Annotated in this window: 15 protein-coding genes; 12 read left to right on the top strand and 3 right to left on the bottom strand. The window is 37.0% G+C overall.

All coding sequences use genetic code 11. The features are described from left to right. Positions 1–259: 259 nt before the first annotated feature. Positions 260–1,264: an AraC family transcriptional regulator gene (locus tag EKM93_RS04235; protein ID WP_125713374.1), complete on the bottom strand. Its 1,005-nt coding sequence runs from the start codon at positions 1,262–1,264 to the stop codon at positions 260–262. Positions 1,265–1,467: 203 nt separating this feature from the next. Here EKM93_RS04235 and rhaB point away from each other — a divergent pair, with 203 nt between their 5' ends. The 6 genes from rhaB (at position 1,468) to EKM93_RS04205 (ending at position 9,720) form a co-directional block, all read left to right on the top strand. After that, entirely contained in the window at positions 1,468–2,931 is a 1,464-nt protein-coding gene (gene rhaB, locus EKM93_RS04230; protein ID WP_125713372.1) for a rhamnulokinase, read from the top strand. Between the two features lie 34 nt (positions 2,932–2,965). Next, entirely contained in the window at positions 2,966–3,280 is a 315-nt protein-coding gene (rhaM, locus tag EKM93_RS04225) for an L-rhamnose mutarotase (RefSeq protein ID WP_125713370.1), read from the top strand. Between the two features lie 42 nt (positions 3,281–3,322). Then, positions 3,323–4,594 carry an L-rhamnose isomerase gene (locus EKM93_RS04220; protein WP_125713368.1) on the top strand — a complete coding sequence of 424 codons (1,272 nt, stop codon included), beginning with the start codon at positions 3,323–3,325 and terminating at the stop codon, positions 4,592–4,594. Between the two features lie 29 nt (positions 4,595–4,623). Next, a complete protein-coding gene (gene rhaD / locus EKM93_RS04215) occupies positions 4,624–5,466 on the top strand; it encodes a rhamnulose-1-phosphate aldolase (RefSeq protein ID WP_125713366.1) in 843 nt (280 codons plus the stop codon). A 193-nt stretch (positions 5,467–5,659) separates the two neighbouring features. After that, positions 5,660–8,377, top strand: a complete 2,718-nt coding sequence (locus tag EKM93_RS04210) for an alpha-L-rhamnosidase (protein WP_125713364.1) — start codon at positions 5,660–5,662, stop codon at positions 8,375–8,377. 29 nt (positions 8,378–8,406) lie between these two features. Beyond that, positions 8,407–9,720: an MFS transporter gene (locus EKM93_RS04205; RefSeq protein ID WP_125713362.1), complete on the top strand. Its 1,314-nt coding sequence runs from the start codon at positions 8,407–8,409 to the stop codon at positions 9,718–9,720. A gap of 127 nt (positions 9,721–9,847) precedes the next feature. On the opposite strand, the gene EKM93_RS04200 is transcribed toward EKM93_RS04205, so the two are convergent. Next, on the bottom strand, positions 9,848–11,158 hold the full coding sequence (locus EKM93_RS04200) for an NCS2 family permease (RefSeq protein WP_376923119.1): 1,311 nt from the start codon (positions 11,156–11,158) through the stop codon (positions 9,848–9,850). A 400-nt stretch (positions 11,159–11,558) separates the two neighbouring features. Further along, positions 11,559–12,239 (bottom strand): GntR family transcriptional regulator, encoded by a 681-nt coding sequence (locus tag EKM93_RS04195; RefSeq protein ID WP_125713360.1) that lies wholly within the window; start codon positions 12,237–12,239, stop codon positions 11,559–11,561. Positions 12,240–12,434: 195 nt separating this feature from the next. Here EKM93_RS04195 and EKM93_RS04190 point away from each other — a divergent pair, with 195 nt between their 5' ends. From EKM93_RS04190 to uxaC, 6 genes are all read left to right on the top strand, one after another. Then, on the top strand, positions 12,435–14,054 hold the full coding sequence (locus EKM93_RS04190) for a mannitol dehydrogenase family protein (protein WP_125713358.1): 1,620 nt from the start codon (positions 12,435–12,437) through the stop codon (positions 14,052–14,054). 34 nt (positions 14,055–14,088) lie between these two features. Beyond that, entirely contained in the window at positions 14,089–15,159 is a 1,071-nt protein-coding gene (gene uxuA / locus EKM93_RS04185; protein ID WP_125713405.1) for a mannonate dehydratase, read from the top strand. 59 nt (positions 15,160–15,218) lie between these two features. Next, on the top strand, positions 15,219–16,163 hold the full coding sequence (locus EKM93_RS04180) for a sugar kinase (RefSeq protein WP_125713356.1): 945 nt from the start codon (positions 15,219–15,221) through the stop codon (positions 16,161–16,163). 26 nt (positions 16,164–16,189) lie between these two features. Then, entirely contained in the window at positions 16,190–16,831 is a 642-nt protein-coding gene (locus EKM93_RS04175) for a bifunctional 2-keto-4-hydroxyglutarate aldolase/2-keto-3-deoxy-6-phosphogluconate aldolase (protein ID WP_125713354.1), read from the top strand. Between the two features lie 148 nt (positions 16,832–16,979). Continuing rightward, positions 16,980–18,509 (top strand): MFS transporter, encoded by a 1,530-nt coding sequence (locus EKM93_RS04170; protein ID WP_125713352.1) that lies wholly within the window; start codon positions 16,980–16,982, stop codon positions 18,507–18,509. A gap of 42 nt (positions 18,510–18,551) precedes the next feature. After that, complete coding sequence (gene uxaC, locus EKM93_RS04165; RefSeq protein WP_125713403.1) at positions 18,552–19,976, top strand: glucuronate isomerase; 1,425 nt, start codon at positions 18,552–18,554, stop codon at positions 19,974–19,976. Positions 19,977–20,051: the final 75 nt, after the last annotated feature.

Genomic DNA, 20,051 nt, shown 5'->3' with positions numbered 1-20,051 from the left:
GAGTTCGATGTCATTTTTAATGACGAATGGGGCCCCTTTTTTTTCAACAACTGCAGCTTTAATTTTCATATCTAAAAAACTCCTTTGACGAAATTTTAGGATGCTAATTAACTTACATTGATTATCATTTCACAAATTAATTTAGAATACAAGCGATTTCATAAGTAGACAATCAAAACATTAAAAAATGATACTTAATAAATGAAATTTCTGTAGTGGATTGTTCAAAATCATTTAAAATTAAGTATCATATTTACAGTTATAGGTTCGCGCTAATAGAGTCTTTATCCGCTTGAGTCCGGTCTTCACCAGGCGTTGTATGATAGATCTCTTTATATTTCTTGTAGAAGAAATTCTTATTAGTAATCCCAATTTCTTCGATAATATCAGAGATGGGAATCATTGTGGACGTGACCATTGTTCGTGCATGGATCAACCTTTCTTGGGTCAATGTCTCAGAAAAAGTCTTACCAACTTCTTTTTTGAATAAATTACTTAAGTAGTTCTTGTTGTAATTATATTTAACGGCTAGCGCTTCTAAAGAGATGTGCTGGTAATTTTTTGTAATATCTTTTAGTATTTTTAAAATCAAACGTTGAGATTGTGAAGTATCTTTAGTTTTAACGTTATAATTTCGAATCAATTGCGTTAATAGGATTGAAAGGTAGCTTTTGATAATAGTATTGGCAAATTCCTTAGATTGAATATATTCGTCAATCAGATGGTTTAAAGTATCTTGAACCTCGTTACCATTCCGATTTTGGAAAATCATAAATTTACGTTGATTTTCTTTTTTAATTGTTCGATTTAATAAAAACTCGTAAAAGACACTTTGATTTCGGCGAAGATCATTAAGCATGTTTATGCTAATGTCTTGATCCCGAAACATAATATTTACTAAAATATCATTCTCGGAAAGTTGACCTAATGAGTGCTTGCAGCCCACATCTAACAGTAATAGATCACCTGTTTTGAGTTGAAGGGTTTCACCGTCTACAATTTCGACGCATTCACCTTGCAACATATAATTCATTTCTAAAAAAGTATGGGTGTGGGTAGGATAAGGGGCAAAGCGGTTATGTTTACGAATAAAGACATCTTTATTCTTGAAATAGTAATTGTTTAAAACTGGAACTTCTGCTTTGAATGAGAGCTGATTATTAATGGCAGACATTGGAATATCATTTTCGAAATGTTTGCTATTTTTTTGAGCTTTTTCGATGGGATTCAATTCCAAGAAATAATCAAGCGTTTTCGGACTCATGTGAAATCCTCCTCTGTAAAAATGTTACTCATCATGAATTTAACTGTTATTGTAGCACAGCCATGAAAACGGTTAAATAATGAGTGTAATGAGTTATTAAGTCTGTAGCAGAAAACTATAGACAAGGTAAAGCAGCGATACGTATCAAGATTATTATTTTGTATCATACAGTAAGCTAAAGAATCTAATTAAGAGGTGACATTATGCAATCTTATGTTGCAGTCGATATTGGAGCATCAAGTGGACGCTTAATGCTAGCGAATGTGACAGACGGCAAACTTCAGTTACAAGAAGTTCATCGTTTTAGCAATGGCTTCACAGAAGAAAATGGGCATGATCGTTGGAATATTGATCATCTGATTAACGAAATATTCAGTGGCTTAGAGAAAATTAAAAAAATGCATATTGATCATGTTCGCTTAGCCATTGATACTTGGGCGGTAGATTATGTATTAGTAGGCAATGACGGTAATAAATTAGACGATCCGGTAAGTTATCGGGATAATCGGACCTGCAATGCCATCAAAGATCTAACCAGTGATTTACCAAAAGAATATATTTATGAAAAAACAGGCATCCAGTTTCAGGACTTTAATACATTATACCAATTATTTACAGAAGACAAGGCTAAGTTAGCAAAAACGGATAAAATTATGATGATTCCAGATTATATCGGTTATGTTTTAACTGGCAATGCGGTGACTGAAGTTACGAACGCATCTACAACACAAATGCTTAGTTTAAGAGAAGGTTTGTTTGATAAAGACCTATTAAAGAAGGTTAATGTGTATCCGGATCAGTTTCCTAGACTCGTTGAAGCCGGGACTTGGTTAGGCAATGTGAGTCACAAATGGCATATGCGTTACGATATTCCAGAAACAGAAGTTATTACTGGCACGACCCATGATACGGCTTCAGCAGTGGTGGGTACACCGGGTAAAGGTGAAGATTGGGCTTATATTAGTTCTGGTACTTGGTCGTTATTAGGGGCTGAGTTGGATACACCTGAAAACGGTTTAGATGCCTTTAAAGAGAACTATACCAATGAGTGGGGTGCTTATGGCACTTATCGTTTTTTGAAGAATATTATGGGCTTATGGATTGCCCAATGTGTGAAAAAAGAATATGACAATCAATATAGTTTTGCAGATTTAGCCCAATTAGCTGGCGAAGAAAAGCCTTTCCAACAATTTATTGATGTCAATGACAAGCGTTTCTCTAATCCTAAAAACATGATTCAAGAGTTACAAAACTATTGCCAAGAAACAAACCAAAAAGTACCAGAAACACCAAGTGAAATTATGATGGCAATTTATAGTAACTTATCGTTGTTCTATGCCAATGAATTAGAAAAATTAGGGCATATTTTAGGCCATCCAATTACCACTTTAAACATTGTAGGTGGTGGCAGTAATGTTGCTTTGATGAATCAGTTAACGAGTACTTTAGCGAAAGTTAAAGTAGTTGCTGGTCCAAGTGAAGCCACCGCAATTGGGAATATTTTAGTCCAAATGATTACTTCAGGACAGATTGAAAACATTGCACAAGGCCGACAATTAGTGGCTAAATCCTTTGATCTAAAAACTTATGAACCCGAGGTCGACCAATATAATCAGGTATTAACCGACTATCAAGCTTTTTTACAAAAAGTAGCAGTCGTTGATTAAAAACAAGTAACTAAATCATGAGGAGGTTCTACAAATGGAACGTATTGGGCAAATTATGTATTTACACAAAGATGTCTATGATGAATATCAAAAACGGCATTCTGAATTATGGCCTGAGATGAAAAAAGAACTTAAAGATCATGGTGCAACCAACTATTCAATCTTTTTAAATAAGGCAAACGGTCAATTATTTGCTTACTTAGAAGTACCGGATACCGAAAAATATAATGAAATTGCAAATACTGAAATTTGTAAAAAGTGGTGGGCTTACATGGAACCACTGATGGATACGAATCCAGACAACAGCCCAATTGCTACTGACTTGAAGGAAGTATTCCACTTAGATTAGAACGTTAAGATTTTAAATGAGATTTTAAAGGAGATTTATATAATGGTCAAAAAACAAAATATCGATACTGCCTATGAAGCTGCTAAAGAACGTTACGCTGAACTTGGAGTTGATACTGACGCCGCTATGAAACAATTGCAAGATGTCAAATTGTCCATTCATTGCTGGCAAGGTGACGATATTCATGGTTTCTTATTCCCAGGTGCTGAATTAACAGGTGGTATTGGGGTTTCTGGTAATTACCCTGGGATTGCGACAACACCTGACGAATTAGCTAACGATTTGCATGAAGCTTTAGCCTTAATTCCTGGTAGCCATAAAGTGCAATTACATGCCATTTATGCCGTAACGGACAAGAAAAAAGACTTAGATGAATTAGAACCAGAAGACTTTAAATATTGGGTAGATTGGGCCAAACAAGAAAAAATTGGCTTGGATATGAACGGGACTTTCTTCTCCCATCCTAAAGTTGTTAATAACTTCACATTAGCTAGCCCAGATAAGGGTATCCGTGATTTCTGGATTGAACATGGCAAACGGACGCGGGCAATTGCTAACTACTTTGGGGAATCATTAGGCCAACAGTCTGTTAATGATGTTTGGATTCCAGATGGCTTTAAAGATAATCCAATTGATAAAGAAACACCAAGACGGCGTTTAATTTCTGCTTTAGATGAAATGATCGCAACACCATATGATATTAAAAATACAACTGAATCCTTTGAAGGCAAATTATTCGGGACAGGCATTGAATCTTATACTGTCGGCTCCCATGAATTTTATCAAAACTATGCTTTAAGCCGTGACAAGATGTGGACAATCGATGCTGGTCACTTCCATCCAACTGAAGATGTTTCAGACAAGTTCTCTGCGTACTTCCCATTTGCAAAACTTGAAAAAGCCTTGATGTTACACGTTTCTCGGCCAGTACGTTGGGACTCTGACCACGTTGTTATTTTTGATGATGCTTTGATTAGAATTGCGCGGGCTTTAGTTAGAGATAACGAATTACACAGAACGAATATCGGTTTAGACTACTTTGATGCTACAATCAACCGGATTGCTGCTTGGATTATTGGTGCTCGAGCAACTCAAAAGGCATTGTTACAAGCTATGTTAGCACCAATCGATCAAATGAAAAAAGATGAATTGAACTTTGACTTCACCCAACGTTTAGTTGAAACTGAAGAATTAAAATCTTATCCATTCGGCGCTGTTTGGGATAAATTCTGCCAAGATAACAATGTTCCAGTAGGGATGGACTGGCTAGCAAATATTCGTCAATATGAAAAAGACGTTCAATTCAAACGGTAAACTGTTTTAATAAAAGAGATAAGGGAGATATTATTTTGACTAAATTTATTGAATCTACTTACGTTACGGAAATGCGTAAAATTACAAGCCACTTATATGAACATGGCTGGGATGAACGGAATGGCGGTAACGTTAGCTTACGTTTAACGGAAGATGAAGTTAAAGATTTTGAGGATGTTCATGAAGTTAAGCGTAACATTCCGATTGATTTTGATGCTGTTGAATTAAAAGGTACTTATTTCTTAGTTACTGGGACAGGCAGATATTTCAAGAATGTTTATGATTTTCCTGAAAGAGATACCGGTTTAGTTAAAATTGCAGCTGATGGTAAGAGTGCTGATTTATTATGGGGCTTTAACGACGGTGGGCAACCAACCAGTGAATTCCCAGCACATTTGATGACGCATATCAAACGCTTAGGCATTGACCCAAGTCAACGGGTAGTAATGCACTGTCACCCAACTAATTTGGTAGCTATGACTTTCACAGTTCCATTGGTTGAAAAAACACTCAGCCGCATTCTTTGGAAGATGCAAGCTGAATCAATTGTTGTCTTCCCTGAAGGTATTGGGATTATTCCTTATATGACGCCTGGCACCAACGATATTGGTGAAGCAACTGCTGAAAAAATGGCAGATTATCGTTTAGTTGTTTGGCCACATCATGGTATTTTTGGCACAGGTGATTCTATTGACGAAGCTTTTGGTTTGATTGAAACTGCTGAAAAAGCAGCCATGATTTATACAACAATTCAATCTCAAGGTGGCAAATTCTTAGCTGAGATTACAGATAAGGATCTTGAGAACTTGGCCAAACGTTTTAGTATCCACCCAAATCCTGATTTTTTGACAGGAGATTCATTAGTTAAATAAAGGTAAGTTTTAGCGGGCGCATCTGTGCTGATTTCATAAATAAGTTATGGGGATCGGTATAGATGCGTTCGTTAATGAAAAAACGGAAAGCGCTTACTATTTTTAAGGAACTGCTTTTTCGGAAAGGTGGTGATGCGTTAATTGTGTCGTAAACCAGTTTGAGTAGATTCTAAAAAGAAAGGATTAGGCGTAGATGTTAAAAGTTGAAAATTTAAACTGCAATGATGCTAAAAATGTGATTGGAATCGTTGATCCTACCTTTTCTTGGAAAATCAAGAGTGATACAAATAATGTCATACAAAAGACTTTTCATTTACAAATGGCTGTGGATAAAGACTTTGACAAGATCATTTGGAATTACTCTGAAATTTCTAAAAAATCAACCCATATTCCGTATAAAGGCGCTGCTTTAGTTGCTGCAACGAAATATTTTGTTCGTGTCAAAGTGACGACAACGCAAGAAGTCAGTGATTGGTCCGAGACCATTTATTTTGAAACGCCGATTTCGGATTGGCAAGGGACTTGGATTACGCCAAAACAAACTGAAGTTGTGACTGTAAATGGAAAAACGTATCATCGGCCGTTTATTGCTAAGAAGCTTTTTGAACTTAAGTCAGATATTAAAAAAGCGCGACTTTATATTTCGGCGTTAGGGGTTTATGAAGCACGCTTGAATCAACATAAGGTTGGTTCAGACTATCTCAGACCAGGCTTTACTGATTATGACCACCATGTGCAATTTCAATCCTATGATGTGACAGATATGCTCAAGGCCAGCGAAAATGATTTGAGTATTCAAGTTGGTGAAGGTTGGTATTCTGGATATTTAGGTTGGCATGGGGATCGGGATGTTTATGGTAATTGTAATGCAGTAATTGCACAATTAGTTATCTGGACGTTGGACAATCAAAAAATTGTAATCTCGACCGATCAAGATTGGTGCTTAGACTATTCCAATGTGGTGATGTCTGATATTTACGATGGGGAATACTATGATGAATATCTGGAAACACCGACGAATGGAAAATTTGTAACCTTTAAGCGCACCAAAGCTAGTCTGGTGCCTCAAGAAGGGCCTGCTGTGCAACAAATTAAGACAATAAAACCGGTTGCAATATTTAAGGATCCAGCGGGGAATACAGTGTTAGATATGGGCCAAAATATGGTGGGTTGGGTACAATTCCAAAACATTAATAATATTGGCAAAATTGAATTGGCTTATGGTGAAGTCTTAGATCAAGCTGGGAATTTCTATAACGCAAATTTGCGATCCGCTGCAGCGACGGATACGTTTGTCATTCAACCTAATAATCGTAAACGCTATGAACCTCACTTTACATATCATGGTTTTAGATATGTTCGCCTATCTGGTTTTAGTGATGCTGTCACAGCAGCACAGTTTTTGGGCATTGCAATTTCTAGCGCTACCGCAAAAACGGGTATCTTTGAAACCGCTAACAAAGAAATCAATCAATTGCAAAGTAACATTGAATGGTCACAATTAGACAATTTTGTGGATATCCCGACAGATTGTCCGCAAAGAGATGAGCGCCAAGGCTGGACCGCGGATGCTCAGATTTTTGCAAAGACGGCGACTTTTAACCGTAATGTTAATCGCTTTTTCTGGAAATGGTTGACGGATTTGACAATTGATCAAAAATTACAAAACGGATCAGTTCCGGTTATTATTCCTGATATTATTAACGGTCTATTTGGGGATGGTTTAAGTGATACAACGGCGGCTTGGGGCGATGCAGCCACTATTATTCCGTGGACGCTGTATCAAGCTTATGGTGACTTAGCTATTTTGAATAGACAATACGATAGTATGAAAACTTGGGTTGACTATATTAGAAGCCAAGGCAGTAATGAAGTTTTATGGAACACCGGCTTGCAATTAGCGGATTGGGTCGGCTTAGATTCAACGGAAGACAGCTATTATGGTGCAACAGATGGTGCTTTAGCAGCAACGGCTTATTATGCGTATTCCACTAAAATTTTGGCAAAATCTGCAAAATTATTGCGGAAGATGTCAGATTACAATGAATACCGTGATTTGTATCAGCGCATTAAAGCAGCTTTTCAAGCCAATTATCTACCAGATGGCGTTCATCCAATCACGAATACGCAGACAGCTAATATTTTGATTTTAGAGTTTGAATTGGCTCAAAAAGAAAATGTTGCGGCGATTGCAGATAATTTAGTGGCGCTATTGGCAAAAAATAATGATCATTTGAATACTGGTTTCTTGGGGACACCATATTTATGCCATGTTTTAACGGAAACTGGACATGGAGACCTTGCTTATAAGCTATTATTTAACGATGATTTTCCTTCTTGGCTTTATCAAGTAAAACATGGTGCAACAACGGTTTGGGAACACTGGGATGGCATTAAAGTAGATGGCTCATTTTGGTCAGATGATATGAATTCCTTTAATCATTATGCTTATGGCTCAATCGGTGCGTGGCTATATGCCTATGTTGGTGGCTTGTCACAGCTACGACCAGGATTTGAAAAATCAATGATTGCGCCGCTGCCTAATCAAAAGATTGGTCACTGCCAGTGTCAGTTAGAAACAAGTTACGGTTCACTAGCCTGCACTTGGCAATTAGAGGCTTCTGAACTTAAAATGACGGTTACAATACCTGCGAATACGACAGCGGTTGTTGTTTTGCCCAATGTTAAAGATAAAGCTGCTGTGATTGAACAAGTTAATCAAGTGACCAATCAATGTGCTGATTTTAAATTTCAAGAAAAACAGCAACAGACTTACACATTTATGAATGGTCCAGAATTTGAAATTTTTGATGAAGTTGACGAAAAAGTGGCTGTTATCCCTGAAGATGCAGTGGGCTTTGAAATCGGTTCTGGGCATTATCAGTTTAGTTACACATCTACAATGAATTAATGACCTAAATATGACTTAGGAGGGCAAGTATGAACACTGTAAAAAAGAGTAAAATGAGTGGCGCTGAGATAGCGTTAGTGTTAGTTGCGGGGATTGCATCTTATCTAGATGCAGCCATTATTGTAAGTACTGGTGTGGCTTTACCACTATGGACGATGCATTATAATATGGAACCAATTGTTTCTGGTAGTGTCAACACGGTGTTAACAATTGCAATTGCTTTAGGGGCCATGTCAGGTGGCTGGTTATCAGATCGGTTTGGTCGAGTCCGAGTCTTCAATATTGATATTTTATTCGTAACGATTGGGACGTTGACTGTTGGTTTTGCACCAAATATGACGATATTATTTATTGGGTTATTTATTTCAGGTTTTGCTTCCGGGGCCGATTTGCCAACGTCACTCGCCGTTATTTCAGAACGTATGTCAAAAGAGCATTATGGTCGAGCTTTAAGTTCAACTCAATTGTTCTGGACGATGGGGATTATTTTATCTCAGTTTATCGGTTTCTTGACTTCGAAGATGGGTATGATGTCTGCTAGATATTTATTCATTTGGATCGGTGCAGTTGCGTTTATTAACTGGCTTGTACGGGTTTCTTCTAAGAAATTCCAGCAAATCGAAACAGGTTTGGTTGTTACAAATCCAGATACGGATGAAGTTGAAGAAGAAGTTGAAAAAGTTTCGCTTAGAGATATGTTGAAACAAAGACGTTATCTAATGTCATTGATTGTCTTGACGACTTTCTACTTGTTCTGGAATTTACCAGCTAATACGTTTGGGATGTTTGTCAATTACTTCGTTGTAATCATTGATCACCAATCTACAGCGATTGCTACAGCAATTGCTTTAATTGGTAATATCTTAGCCTTTATCGTTGGGATGATTTACTTAAGAATTTCTGATACAAAAGCGCGTTATCCATTGATGTTCGTTGGGGTTATTGGTGCTTTTGTTGCCTTATTAATCGCCGGTGCATTAAGTAACTTGTGGCTTGTCTTTGCGGCTTGTTATGTACTTTATCAATTGGGCTGTGTCCTCTGTGGGGAACCGCAATACAAAATTTGGACACAATTATTCTACCCAGTTAATGCACGTGCTTCATTTACCGGTCTTTCATTAGGGATTGTCCGTGCAATTACGGCAGCTTTTGCCTTAATTACACCTGTTATCATGAACTATTCTGCAAAATTATTATTCTATATCTTAGTTGTCTTTGTTGCTATTTACGGGATTTGCTTGACACAAGTAATGCGTTTACTCAGAAAATACGAAGTCAACGATCCAACATTGCCTGAAAAGAAAGGCAAAAAAGCAGCTGTAAAGAATAGTGATGAAGCTTAAGTTTAGCTGATTGTCTAAGGGATCCAGTTTTTAACTGGGTCTCTTTTTTTGACGAAATTTTGAATAAAAAAACACACGAATCAACAGAGATTGATCATGTGTTTTATAAGTTTTATCACGATTGGGATTAACGATTTAAGATCCATAAAAAGCCGATGAAAATGACAGCTAGAATGTACATTGCTGGCGGAATTTCTTTGCCACGTTTGGCAGCTAACATGGTAATTGGATAGGTGATCATCCCCAAAGCTAAGCCATCAGCAATTGAATAGGTTAAAGGCATACCGATGATAATTAAAAATGCAGGAATTGCAATTTCTAATTTTTTCCAATTAATACTGGATAGATGACTAGCCATTAAAACACCAACAATAATTAGAGCAGGTGCAGTGACTTGACTGGTAACGACAGTCAGCAAAGGTGAAAAGAACATGCCTAGAATAAATAAAATGCCTGTAAAGACAACCGTCATTCCGGAACGACCGCCAACGGCAATCCCTGCTGACGATTCAACATAGGCGCCTACTGGGGATGTCCCAAACAAGGAACCAGAAAACATGGCAACTGAGTCTGTCAACAGTGCTTTTTTAGCTCGTGGCATCGTCCCGTTTTTCATAAATCCGGCTTGCTGAGCTAAGCCAACTAAGGTTCCAGCGGTATCAAAAAAAGTCACTAATAAGAAAGTTAAGACAACGACCCATAATTGTACGGAATTAATTTTTGGAATATTTGTAATAGCCGCCCCAAACGTCGAACTAATACTAGGGACAGCCGATACAATGCCTGTTGGTAACGGAATTAGTTGCGTTATAATACCCAGCAAGGAAGTTAAAACCATTCCGATAAAAATAGCACCGGGGACATTTCGAATCATTAAAATTGCAGAAATCAATAAACCAAAAATTGTCAGCCAAACAGTGGGTGTTGTTAAACTACCGAGGGATACAAGCGTTGAACTATTTTTAACAATTAAGCCACCTTCATGCAGTCCGATAAAAGCAATAAATAAACCAATACCTGCAGAAATAGCTGACTTTAAATCAGCTGGAATTGCTCGAATAATAATATCTTGTAATTTAAATATTGTAATTAATGTGAATAGGATAGACGCTAACATAACGCCTGCTAAAGCTGTTTGCCAAGGAACTTTCATTCCGATACACACGGTATAAGCAAAAAAAGCGTTGATCCCCAAAGAAGGTGCAGATGCGATTGGATACTTGGCATAAAGCCCCATCATAATACAGCCGATGGCACTGGCTAAGGCGGTTGCTGTGAAAACAGCACCCTTGTCCATTCCAGCAGCACCTAAGATAGTAGGATTTAGAAATAGGATGTAACTCATACTGATGAATGTTGTTACACCGGCAAGTAATTCTTTATGCCAATTGGTGTTTAATTCATCAAATTCAAAATATTTTTCCAGATGTTTAATCATTATAAGCCTCCATAGCTAAGGTTTTTGTCACAACCACTTATAACATTACCAATAGGCTTTCAGAAAGTAAATAGATATCAACCATTTCCGATCAAAGTCGGAAGCCTGTGGTCATCACACCTAATGGTGCAATGACCACAATTTGCTTAAATACAGCGATTGCCTATCATTATCTTTTCTTTCTATTAAAGTTTTTTAACTAATTATACGTTACGAACAACCTTTATCAATTTAAAATTGGTTTAAAAAATAGTGCCAGTGGATTTTTGTCCACTAGCACTTAAAAGTGTAGAATTTTTATACTCAATTTTTACTTAAAGGCTTATGTCGGAAACCCTTTCATTTTTAGAGATAATTTCCATCATTTTTGACATACATAGTGTACACATAACTATTAAACTTAAAGTGGCGATAGGTCGTTAGTGTTAGTAAAATAATCCGGAAAAGTATGCAACATTTTATCTTCTTCATTCAACATCAACTCTAAATGTAAGCGAGCGACTGCTTCAGCCTGAGCTTTGTCACCATTGGCAACAGCATCAATAATTTGGACATGCTGATCAATGATGTTATGCCAAGGTAGCTCAGAGTTATTTAAACGTAGTAAGCGAAAACGATTAAGCTGAATGCTGGCTGTTTCAACCCAAGACCAAATATCACTTTTATCAATAAAGTGGTAAAAGTTCTCATGAAATTTATTATCTAAATAAAAGAATTTCAAAGTATCATTGGCTTTAATAGCCTCGCGTTGATCATCTAAAATGCGGTACTGTTCGGTGAGCTGCTGTTTTGTGATAGAACCAACATTATCACGAACAATAATTTTTTCGATATTCTCTCGTAAAAATCGGGCATCTAGGGCACTGTGAAGATCAATTTTCGAAATAAAAGTGCCACTTTGCGGAATCACAGTTAGCAGACCGTCTCTTTTTAGCCGAACTAAAGCTTCACGAATAGGTGTACGGCTGACACCCAATTCTTGAATGAGTATTTTATCAACAATACGTTGCCCGGGTATGTACTCTAATTCTAAAATTGCTTTAAATAATAAGTTATAAACACGATCCTGTAAGTTCTCCATAGTAATCTCCAATTTTAAGGTCTACTATTTTTAGTTTAGTCTGAACATTAGATACTTTCAACTACTTTTTTTAAAATTGTGAAATTTAGAAATAACTTTTATTAGTGGTATTGACACCGTTTTCAGATAATGTTATATTGTGTCTGTAATATTAATATTCTAATATATTAGATGTGCCGAAGAAGGGATGATTCCATGGTTCACATTAAAGATGATTATGTTCAAGCAGCAGATCAATTTGAACAAGCGGGCATTGTTGTACCTGAATACAACCAAGCAGAAATCACAAAAAATACTGAAGAAAATCCAATTTGGGTTCATTTCGGAGGTGGCAATTTATTCCGATGCTTCCATGCTCAAGTCGCTCAAGATTTACTGAATAAAGGTGAATTAAAGAGTGGCGTGATTGTTGCTGAAACTTATGATGAACAAGTTATTGATGATATGTACCACCCATATGATAACCGTATGTTAAAAGTCGTAATGAAGAGTGACGATACTTATGAACAAACACTAATCGCCAGTGTTGCTGATAGTATTTACTATAACAAGGCAAACTCGGCAGGTTGGCTTAAACTAAAAGCAATTTTTGAAAAACCTTCTTTACAGTTTGTGACGATGTCAATTACTGAGAAAGGCTATACATTAACTGATATTGACGGTAATTTGACGGCGCAAGCACAAGCTGATATCCAAGCCGATCCAGATGACGCTGTAACAAACATGGGGGCAATTGCCCGGCTACTGTTAGCACGTTATAATGCTGGTCAATATCCGATTGCGATGGTTAGCACTGACAACTTTTCTGAAAATGGTCAAAGATTTGAAAAAGAAATCTTAACAATTGCTAAAGGATGGGCTGCTAAAGGTACTGTTCCAGAAGATTTTGTAAACTATCTTCAAGATCCAAAACGGGTCAGCTTCCCTTGGTCAATGATTGACCGAATTACACCAAATCCTTCTGAAAAAGTAGCCGCTATTTTGAAAGAAAAAGGCTTTGAAGATACACAAATTTTGCACACTGCAAAGCATACAAATATTGCACCTTTTGGGAATACAGAAGAAACACATTATTTAGTAATCGAAGATAGTTTTCCAAATGGTCGGCCAAAATTAGAAGATGCGACAGGCGTTATTTTGACAGATCGGGACACCGTTAACGATGCCGATCAAATGAAAGTCACTGCATGTTTAAATCCATTGCATACAGCTTTAGCCATCTTTGGCTGCTTGTTGGGTTATGATGCAATTTCTGCAGAATTGCAAAATCCAGATTTGGTTAAATTGATTAAAGGCTTGGGCTTTGATGAAGATCTACCAGTTGTTAAAGATCCAAAGATTATTAACCCAACTGATTTTATCAATGAGTTAATTAATAAGAGACTACCAAATAAAAATATTCCAGATACACCACAACGGATTGCTAGTGATACTTCTCAAAAGATTCCAATTCGTTATGGCGTTACCATTCAACATTATTTAGATAATCCTGATAAATCTGTTCAAGATTTGAAATACATTCCATTTATCTTAGCTGGCTGGTGCCGTTACTTATTGGCTGTTGATGACAAGGGTAATGCATTTACACCAAGTCCTGATCCACTATTGGCTAATGTTCAAAAGATTATGGCACCAATTACTTTAGGCACACAAGATGATATTTTAATTCATGAAACATTACAAAAGATTTTAACAAACAAACAAATTTTTGCTCATGATTTGTATGAAATTGGTTTAGGAGAAGCTGTTGAAGCTAATTTTAAGACATTGATCGCAGGTCCTGGGGCAATTGCGAAAGCATTGGCGACATTATAATTAAGGGTTTATTGAAGGGAAAGAATAAAATATGATGCAAATGGGTTTTAGATGGTTCGGATCACAAGATGATCCAATCACTTTAGAGCAAATCAAACAAATTCCGGGCGTTAAGCAAGTTGTTGGTGCGCTATATGACGTTCCTGTTGGCGAAGTTTGGCCAAAAGAAAAAATTGCGGCTCTAAAAAAGGAAGTTAACGATGCTGGTTTAGAAATTGATGTCATCGAATCTGTAAATATCCATGATGATATTAAAATTGGTTTGCCAACACGTGATAAATATATTGAAAATTACAAGCAAAGTATCCGTAATTTAGCAGAATATGGCATTAAAGTGATCTGCTATAATTTCATGCCAATTTTTGACTGGTTGAGAACAGACTTACATTACCAACTTGCTGATAATTCAAACGCTTTGGCTTTTGAAGCTGGTAAATTGACAGACGACCCTCAAGAAATGATTGATCGGGTCAAAAACACCTCTCAAGGTTATGTTTTACCAGGTTGGGAACCAGAAAGATTAGCTGAAATTCAACGCCTATTTGAAGCCTATAAAGGTGTAGACGCTGCGAAATTAACTGAAAACTTGAAGTATTTCTTAGATGCAATCATCCCTGTCTGCGAAGAATGTGATGTACGTATGGCAATGCATCCAGATGATCCACCACGGGCATTATTCGGTTTACCTAGAATTTATAAAAATAGAGATGACATGTATAAAATCGAAATGCTTCATGATTCTAAATATAATGGTTTCACAATTTGTACAGGTTGCTTAGGCGAAAATCCGATTAATGATGTTCCTGCAATTATCCGGGAATTTGTTGCTAAGGATAAAGCACCATTCATTCATGTTAGAAATATTAAGTTTATGAATGAACAAGGCGATTTCCATGAAGCACCACATCTATCTAGTGAAGGCTCATTGGATATGTATGAAATTATGAAAGCAATGTCAGATTCTGGCTTTGATGGCTATGTTCGGCCAGATCATGGTCGTAATATTTGGGGTGAAGATGGTCGTCCAGGCTACGGGCTATACGATCGTGCGTTAGGTGCTACTTATTTAAATGGTTTGTGGGAAGCAATTCAGAAAAATAAATAGATGCAAACGTTAAAATTTTGAAAAGATTCAGGTATAATTGTCCTGAAGGAGGTGCCATTTTGTCTAAAATTCTTACACTAGGTGAACCATTAGTCGTTTTTGCTTCTGAAGATCAAGATAAGGATTTAGTAACTGCCAAACATTTTCAAAAATTTTTGGCGGGTGCCGAGCTAAATGTTGCCGTAGGGCTGACCCGCTTAGGGCATCAGGTAACTTATTTAACACAAGTAGGCAATGATCCTTTTGGACAATTTATTATTTCTGCAATGCAAGCGAATCAAATTGATGCGTCAAATATTAAGACCATTGATACCGCTTGGACGGGATTCGAACTTAAAGAACAAGTTAGCCAAGGTGATCCAGGGGTGTTTTATTACCGGAAAAATTCGGCAGCATCACAAGTAACGCCTGAGATGATTGACGCACTAGATTTAAGTGAATTTGATCATATCCATTTAACGGGTATTTTTGCAGGCCTTTCCAAAACGACATTAGCAACAGCAGAATATTGTTTGCAAAAAGCAAAGGCTGCTCATATTCCAGTGACATTTGATCCTAATTTACGGCCACAATTATGGCAGTCAGAAGTAGAAATGAAAACGATTCTGAATCGACTTTGTGCCCAAGCCGAAATTGTAATGCCTGGTATTGGAGAAGGACAGATTTTGATGGGCAGTGATGATCCGGAAACAATTGCCGATTATTACCTTAATGAAGGTGTAAAGATGGTCATTGTAAAAGTGGGGTCTAAAGGTGCATTCATCAAGGATGCAGCTGGACATCAAGATTTCGTTGCTGGTTTTAAAGTCAAGAAGGTTATTGATACAGTTGGCGCTGGTGACGGCTTTGCCACTGGTGTTGTCGATGGTTATTTAAGAAAAAAACCAATTGCAGAGATTCTACGCCAAGGGAATGCGATTGGGGCAATGGCCGTGCAGCATCAAGGGGATAGTGATGGTTATCCGACGGCTGAAGCTTTAGCTGATTTTTTACAAACAAACTAATTAATGTATGGATAGGAAGGTAAATAATGCAAAGAGTTGAACTTTTAAAGAAAATTGAAGCGGCTGGTGTTGTCGCAGTTGTTCGTGGTGAAAGTGCTGATAAGGCTGTAAAGACAAGTCAAGCAGCTGTTGATGGCGGTATTAAAGGGATCGAATTAACATTTACTGTACCAAATGCAGATCAAGCAATTGGTACTTTAGCACAACAATATCAAGGTACAGACGTTATGATTGGTGCAGGTACAGTTTTAGATCCAGTTGCTGCTAGAATTGCGATCATCGCTGGGGCACAGTTCATTGTTAGCCCAGGCTTCAGTAAAGAAGTTGCCAAGATTTGTAACCTGTATCAAATTCCTTATATGCCAGGCTGCTATACTATTACGGAAGTTACAACTGCCTTACAGTATGGCGCTGATATCGTTAAGTTGTTCCCTGGTAGCTTGGCAAGTCCAAGTGCTGTTTCTGCAATTAAAGCACCATTACCACAAGTCAGCATTATGCCAACTGGCGGTGTGAACTTAGAAAATATGAAAGACTGGTTTGCAGCTGGTGTAACTTTAGTTGGGGCTGGTAGTGGCTTAGTAAAACCCGCTGACAAAGGTGATTATGCTGGTGTTACAGCAAACGCTAAGGAATATGTCGCTGAATTTAAACGTATTAAAGGCTAAGAAATTTTAAATTAACATCTGGTTCTTTAAAAAAAGAAGACAAAACAAAAATAATATATTGTTTTGTCTATCTTTTAGAAAAAATTTGTGTAAATTATCACTAATTCAGAAAATAAATCTGTATATATGTTAATAGTGAGGTGCTATTATGGAAAATAAGGACAGAAAAGTTTTTGGTCCACATGGACGTAAAGTTACAATAGGTAGGGCATTGCTTTATGGATTGCCAGATATGATGGGCGGCGGTGGTTTTACAATCATCGGGGCATTTCTACTGTTCTTCTTTACTACTTTTGCTGGCTTAACTGCTACCGAAGGGGCAGCAATTATTGGGATCGCTAGAATTATTGATGCTTTAACCAGCCTAGTTATGGGGAGTTTAACAGATAATTTCTGGCGTACACGCTTAGGAAGACGTTTTGGCCGTCGCCACTTTTTCCTACTAATTGGCTCACCGCTAATGCTGGAATATATTCTAATGTGGGTACCTGGTAAAGGCTTTTGGTATTATTTAGTTGTTTATTTACTATTTGAAATTATTGCAGCTTCAGTTTTAATTCCTTGGGAAACTTTGCCAACTGAAATGACTGATGATTATACTTCTAGAACAAAATTATCCTCTACACGGATGTTCATTTCTTCTACTGGGACTTTCCTAGCAACGTTCATTCCAGGTCAAATTATTAGAGTTATGGGACAAGATAATCCATATTCATATTTAGTAAATGGGATTGTCTTCGCAATTATTTTTGCACTTTGTGTGTTTGGAGCATATAAAGCTACTTGGGAACGTCCAGTAACTAAAGAAATGGAAGAAGCTTATAATTCAGTTCCTAAAAAAGGGTTCTTCCAAACTATTGGTAAAGAATTTAAAGATTATATCTCTACTATGAGAATTAAGAGTTTTAGAAAACATATCGCTATCTATTTGCTATCATTCACAGGTAAAGATACTTACAATACTATTTTTGTCTATTTCATCGTTTCTTGTTTAGGTTTAACAGCCACTGACTCAGCCAATATTTTATCTTTATCAGTTATTGGGATTCCAACAACTATCTTAGCTGGTTATTTGATGATTAAAAAAGGCCCTAAATTCCTATTTACAAATGCCTACATTGTTATGCTACTTATGATCGTTGGGGACTATTTAGTTTACAAATTACAACCAAATAATCCAATGGTTTGGTTGATCGCTATTGGATTGATTTATCAAATTGGTCGTCAGACACTGGAATTTACACCATGGAATGTATTCCCGTTCATCCCCGATTTGGATTTAATTGTTACAAAACAACACCGTGAAGGTATCTATGCTGCTTTTATGACCTTTGTTAGAAAATCAACAGTCGCTGTAGCTACAATGGTAGTTGGTGTTATCTTAGATGCAAGTGGCTATGTCAAAGGGGCACAGAATTTACTCCACGAACCAAAGTCTGCTCAAGAAGCTATTGTTGGTGTATTAGTCTTCGGTGCTGGTGGTTTAATTTTATGCGCACTATTGGTTGCTCTAACATTCAAGTTAAACAAGAAAACACATGATGTTGTTTCAGAAGAAATTACTCGGTTACAAAATGGTGGTTCTAAAGCAGACGTTGATCCTAAAACTCGTGAAGTAGTCGAAGAATTGACTGGCTGGGACTATGATAAGGTCTGGGACGAAAATAACGCGAAATAAAACTTGGTTGATATTAATTAATAAATAAGGGAGTAGTGTATGATGACTTTGCTAAACAAAGATTTCTTATTAACGAATGAAATGGGTAAAAAATTATTCCATAATTATGCTGAGAAAATGCCAATTATTGATTATCACTGCCACTTAGAACCAAAAGAAATTTATGAAAATAAAAATTATCCTAATTTGACAAGAATTTGGATAAATGATGGTAACTTTGGTGATCACTATAAATGGCGGTTAATGCGGGCTAATGGCGTACCAGAATCGCTGATTACTGGTGATGGCGATGAATATGAAAAGTTAGTAGCTTGGGCTGGAACTATTGAAAAAGCCATTGGGAATCCACTTTATGAATGGACACATCTTGAACTACAGCGCTTTTTTGGAATTACAGAACCATTCACCCGTAAAAATGTTAAGCAAATTTGGGAAAAAGCGAACGAACTTCTAGCAACAGAAGATTTTAAACCTAGAAGCTTAATTCGAAACAGTGGTGTAAAAGTCGTTTGTACAACGGATGATCCAGCTTCTGATTTGAAATATCATAAATTGTTAAAAGTAGAAGAAAAAGAAAATGGGTTTAAAGTTTTACCAGCTATGCGCCCTGACAATTTACTGGCTATTGACGCGGCAACTTATGGGGACTACTTGAAAGAATTAAGCCAAGTCTCTGGTGTCACAATTTCTGATTTTGCTAGTTTGGAAGCCGCATTAGATCAACGGTTTGACTATTTCAGCAGTGTTGGTGGCCGGCTTTCAGACCATGGCCTAAACACATTCCATTTTGTTAAAGTTTCTGAAGCCGAATTGAATGCAATTATTGAAAAAGGTATTGCAAATCAAGCCTTGAGTGATGAAGAAGTAAGTGCTTATAGTACAGGTGTCATTGAAGCCTTAATGCGTTTAAATACAAAACACAACTGGACAATGCAGTTCCATATAAATGCAATCCGAAACGCAAACAAACCGATGTTTGAAAAAATTGGTGCGAATACCGGATTTGATTCCATGGGAACTCAAGCAGATATTGCCCAGGAAATGATGAAATTATTGATAGATATGCAAGCGGAGAATAATATTCCAAAGACGATCCTATATTCTTTGAATCCTAACGACTGGAAAGAATTGGCTACAGGAATGGGCAATTTCTATCAAGACGGTGTTCAGAAACTACAATTGGGTTGCGCTTGGTGGTTTAATGACACACGCAGAGGCATGCAAGATCAATTACAAATTATGGCAGAACAAAGTTTATTGGCGAACTTTGTAGGTATGCTGACAGATTCTCGGAGTTTCTTATCATATCCGAGACATGAATATTTCCGGCGGGTACTCTGTGATTATGTCGGACAATTAGAAGAAGATGGCCAAGTACCTAATGATGAAGCCTATCTTGGTCAGATTGTTTCAGATATTTCTTATAACAACGCTCATGATTATTTTGGCTTTTTTGAAGAAAATTAAGAATAAGGCTTTAACTTTAGCAAAATAATGGGTAGAATAGAACTTGTAAGTGGAGAATGTGAAACCATTCTCTAT

Origin of the sequence: Agrilactobacillus yilanensis (assembly GCF_003946725.1) — a bacterium.
Lineage (GTDB): Bacteria > Bacillota > Bacilli > Lactobacillales > Lactobacillaceae > Agrilactobacillus > Agrilactobacillus yilanensis.
The sequence above is the reverse complement of the archived record's forward strand: the minus strand, read 5'-3'. Positions and strand labels throughout refer to the sequence as shown.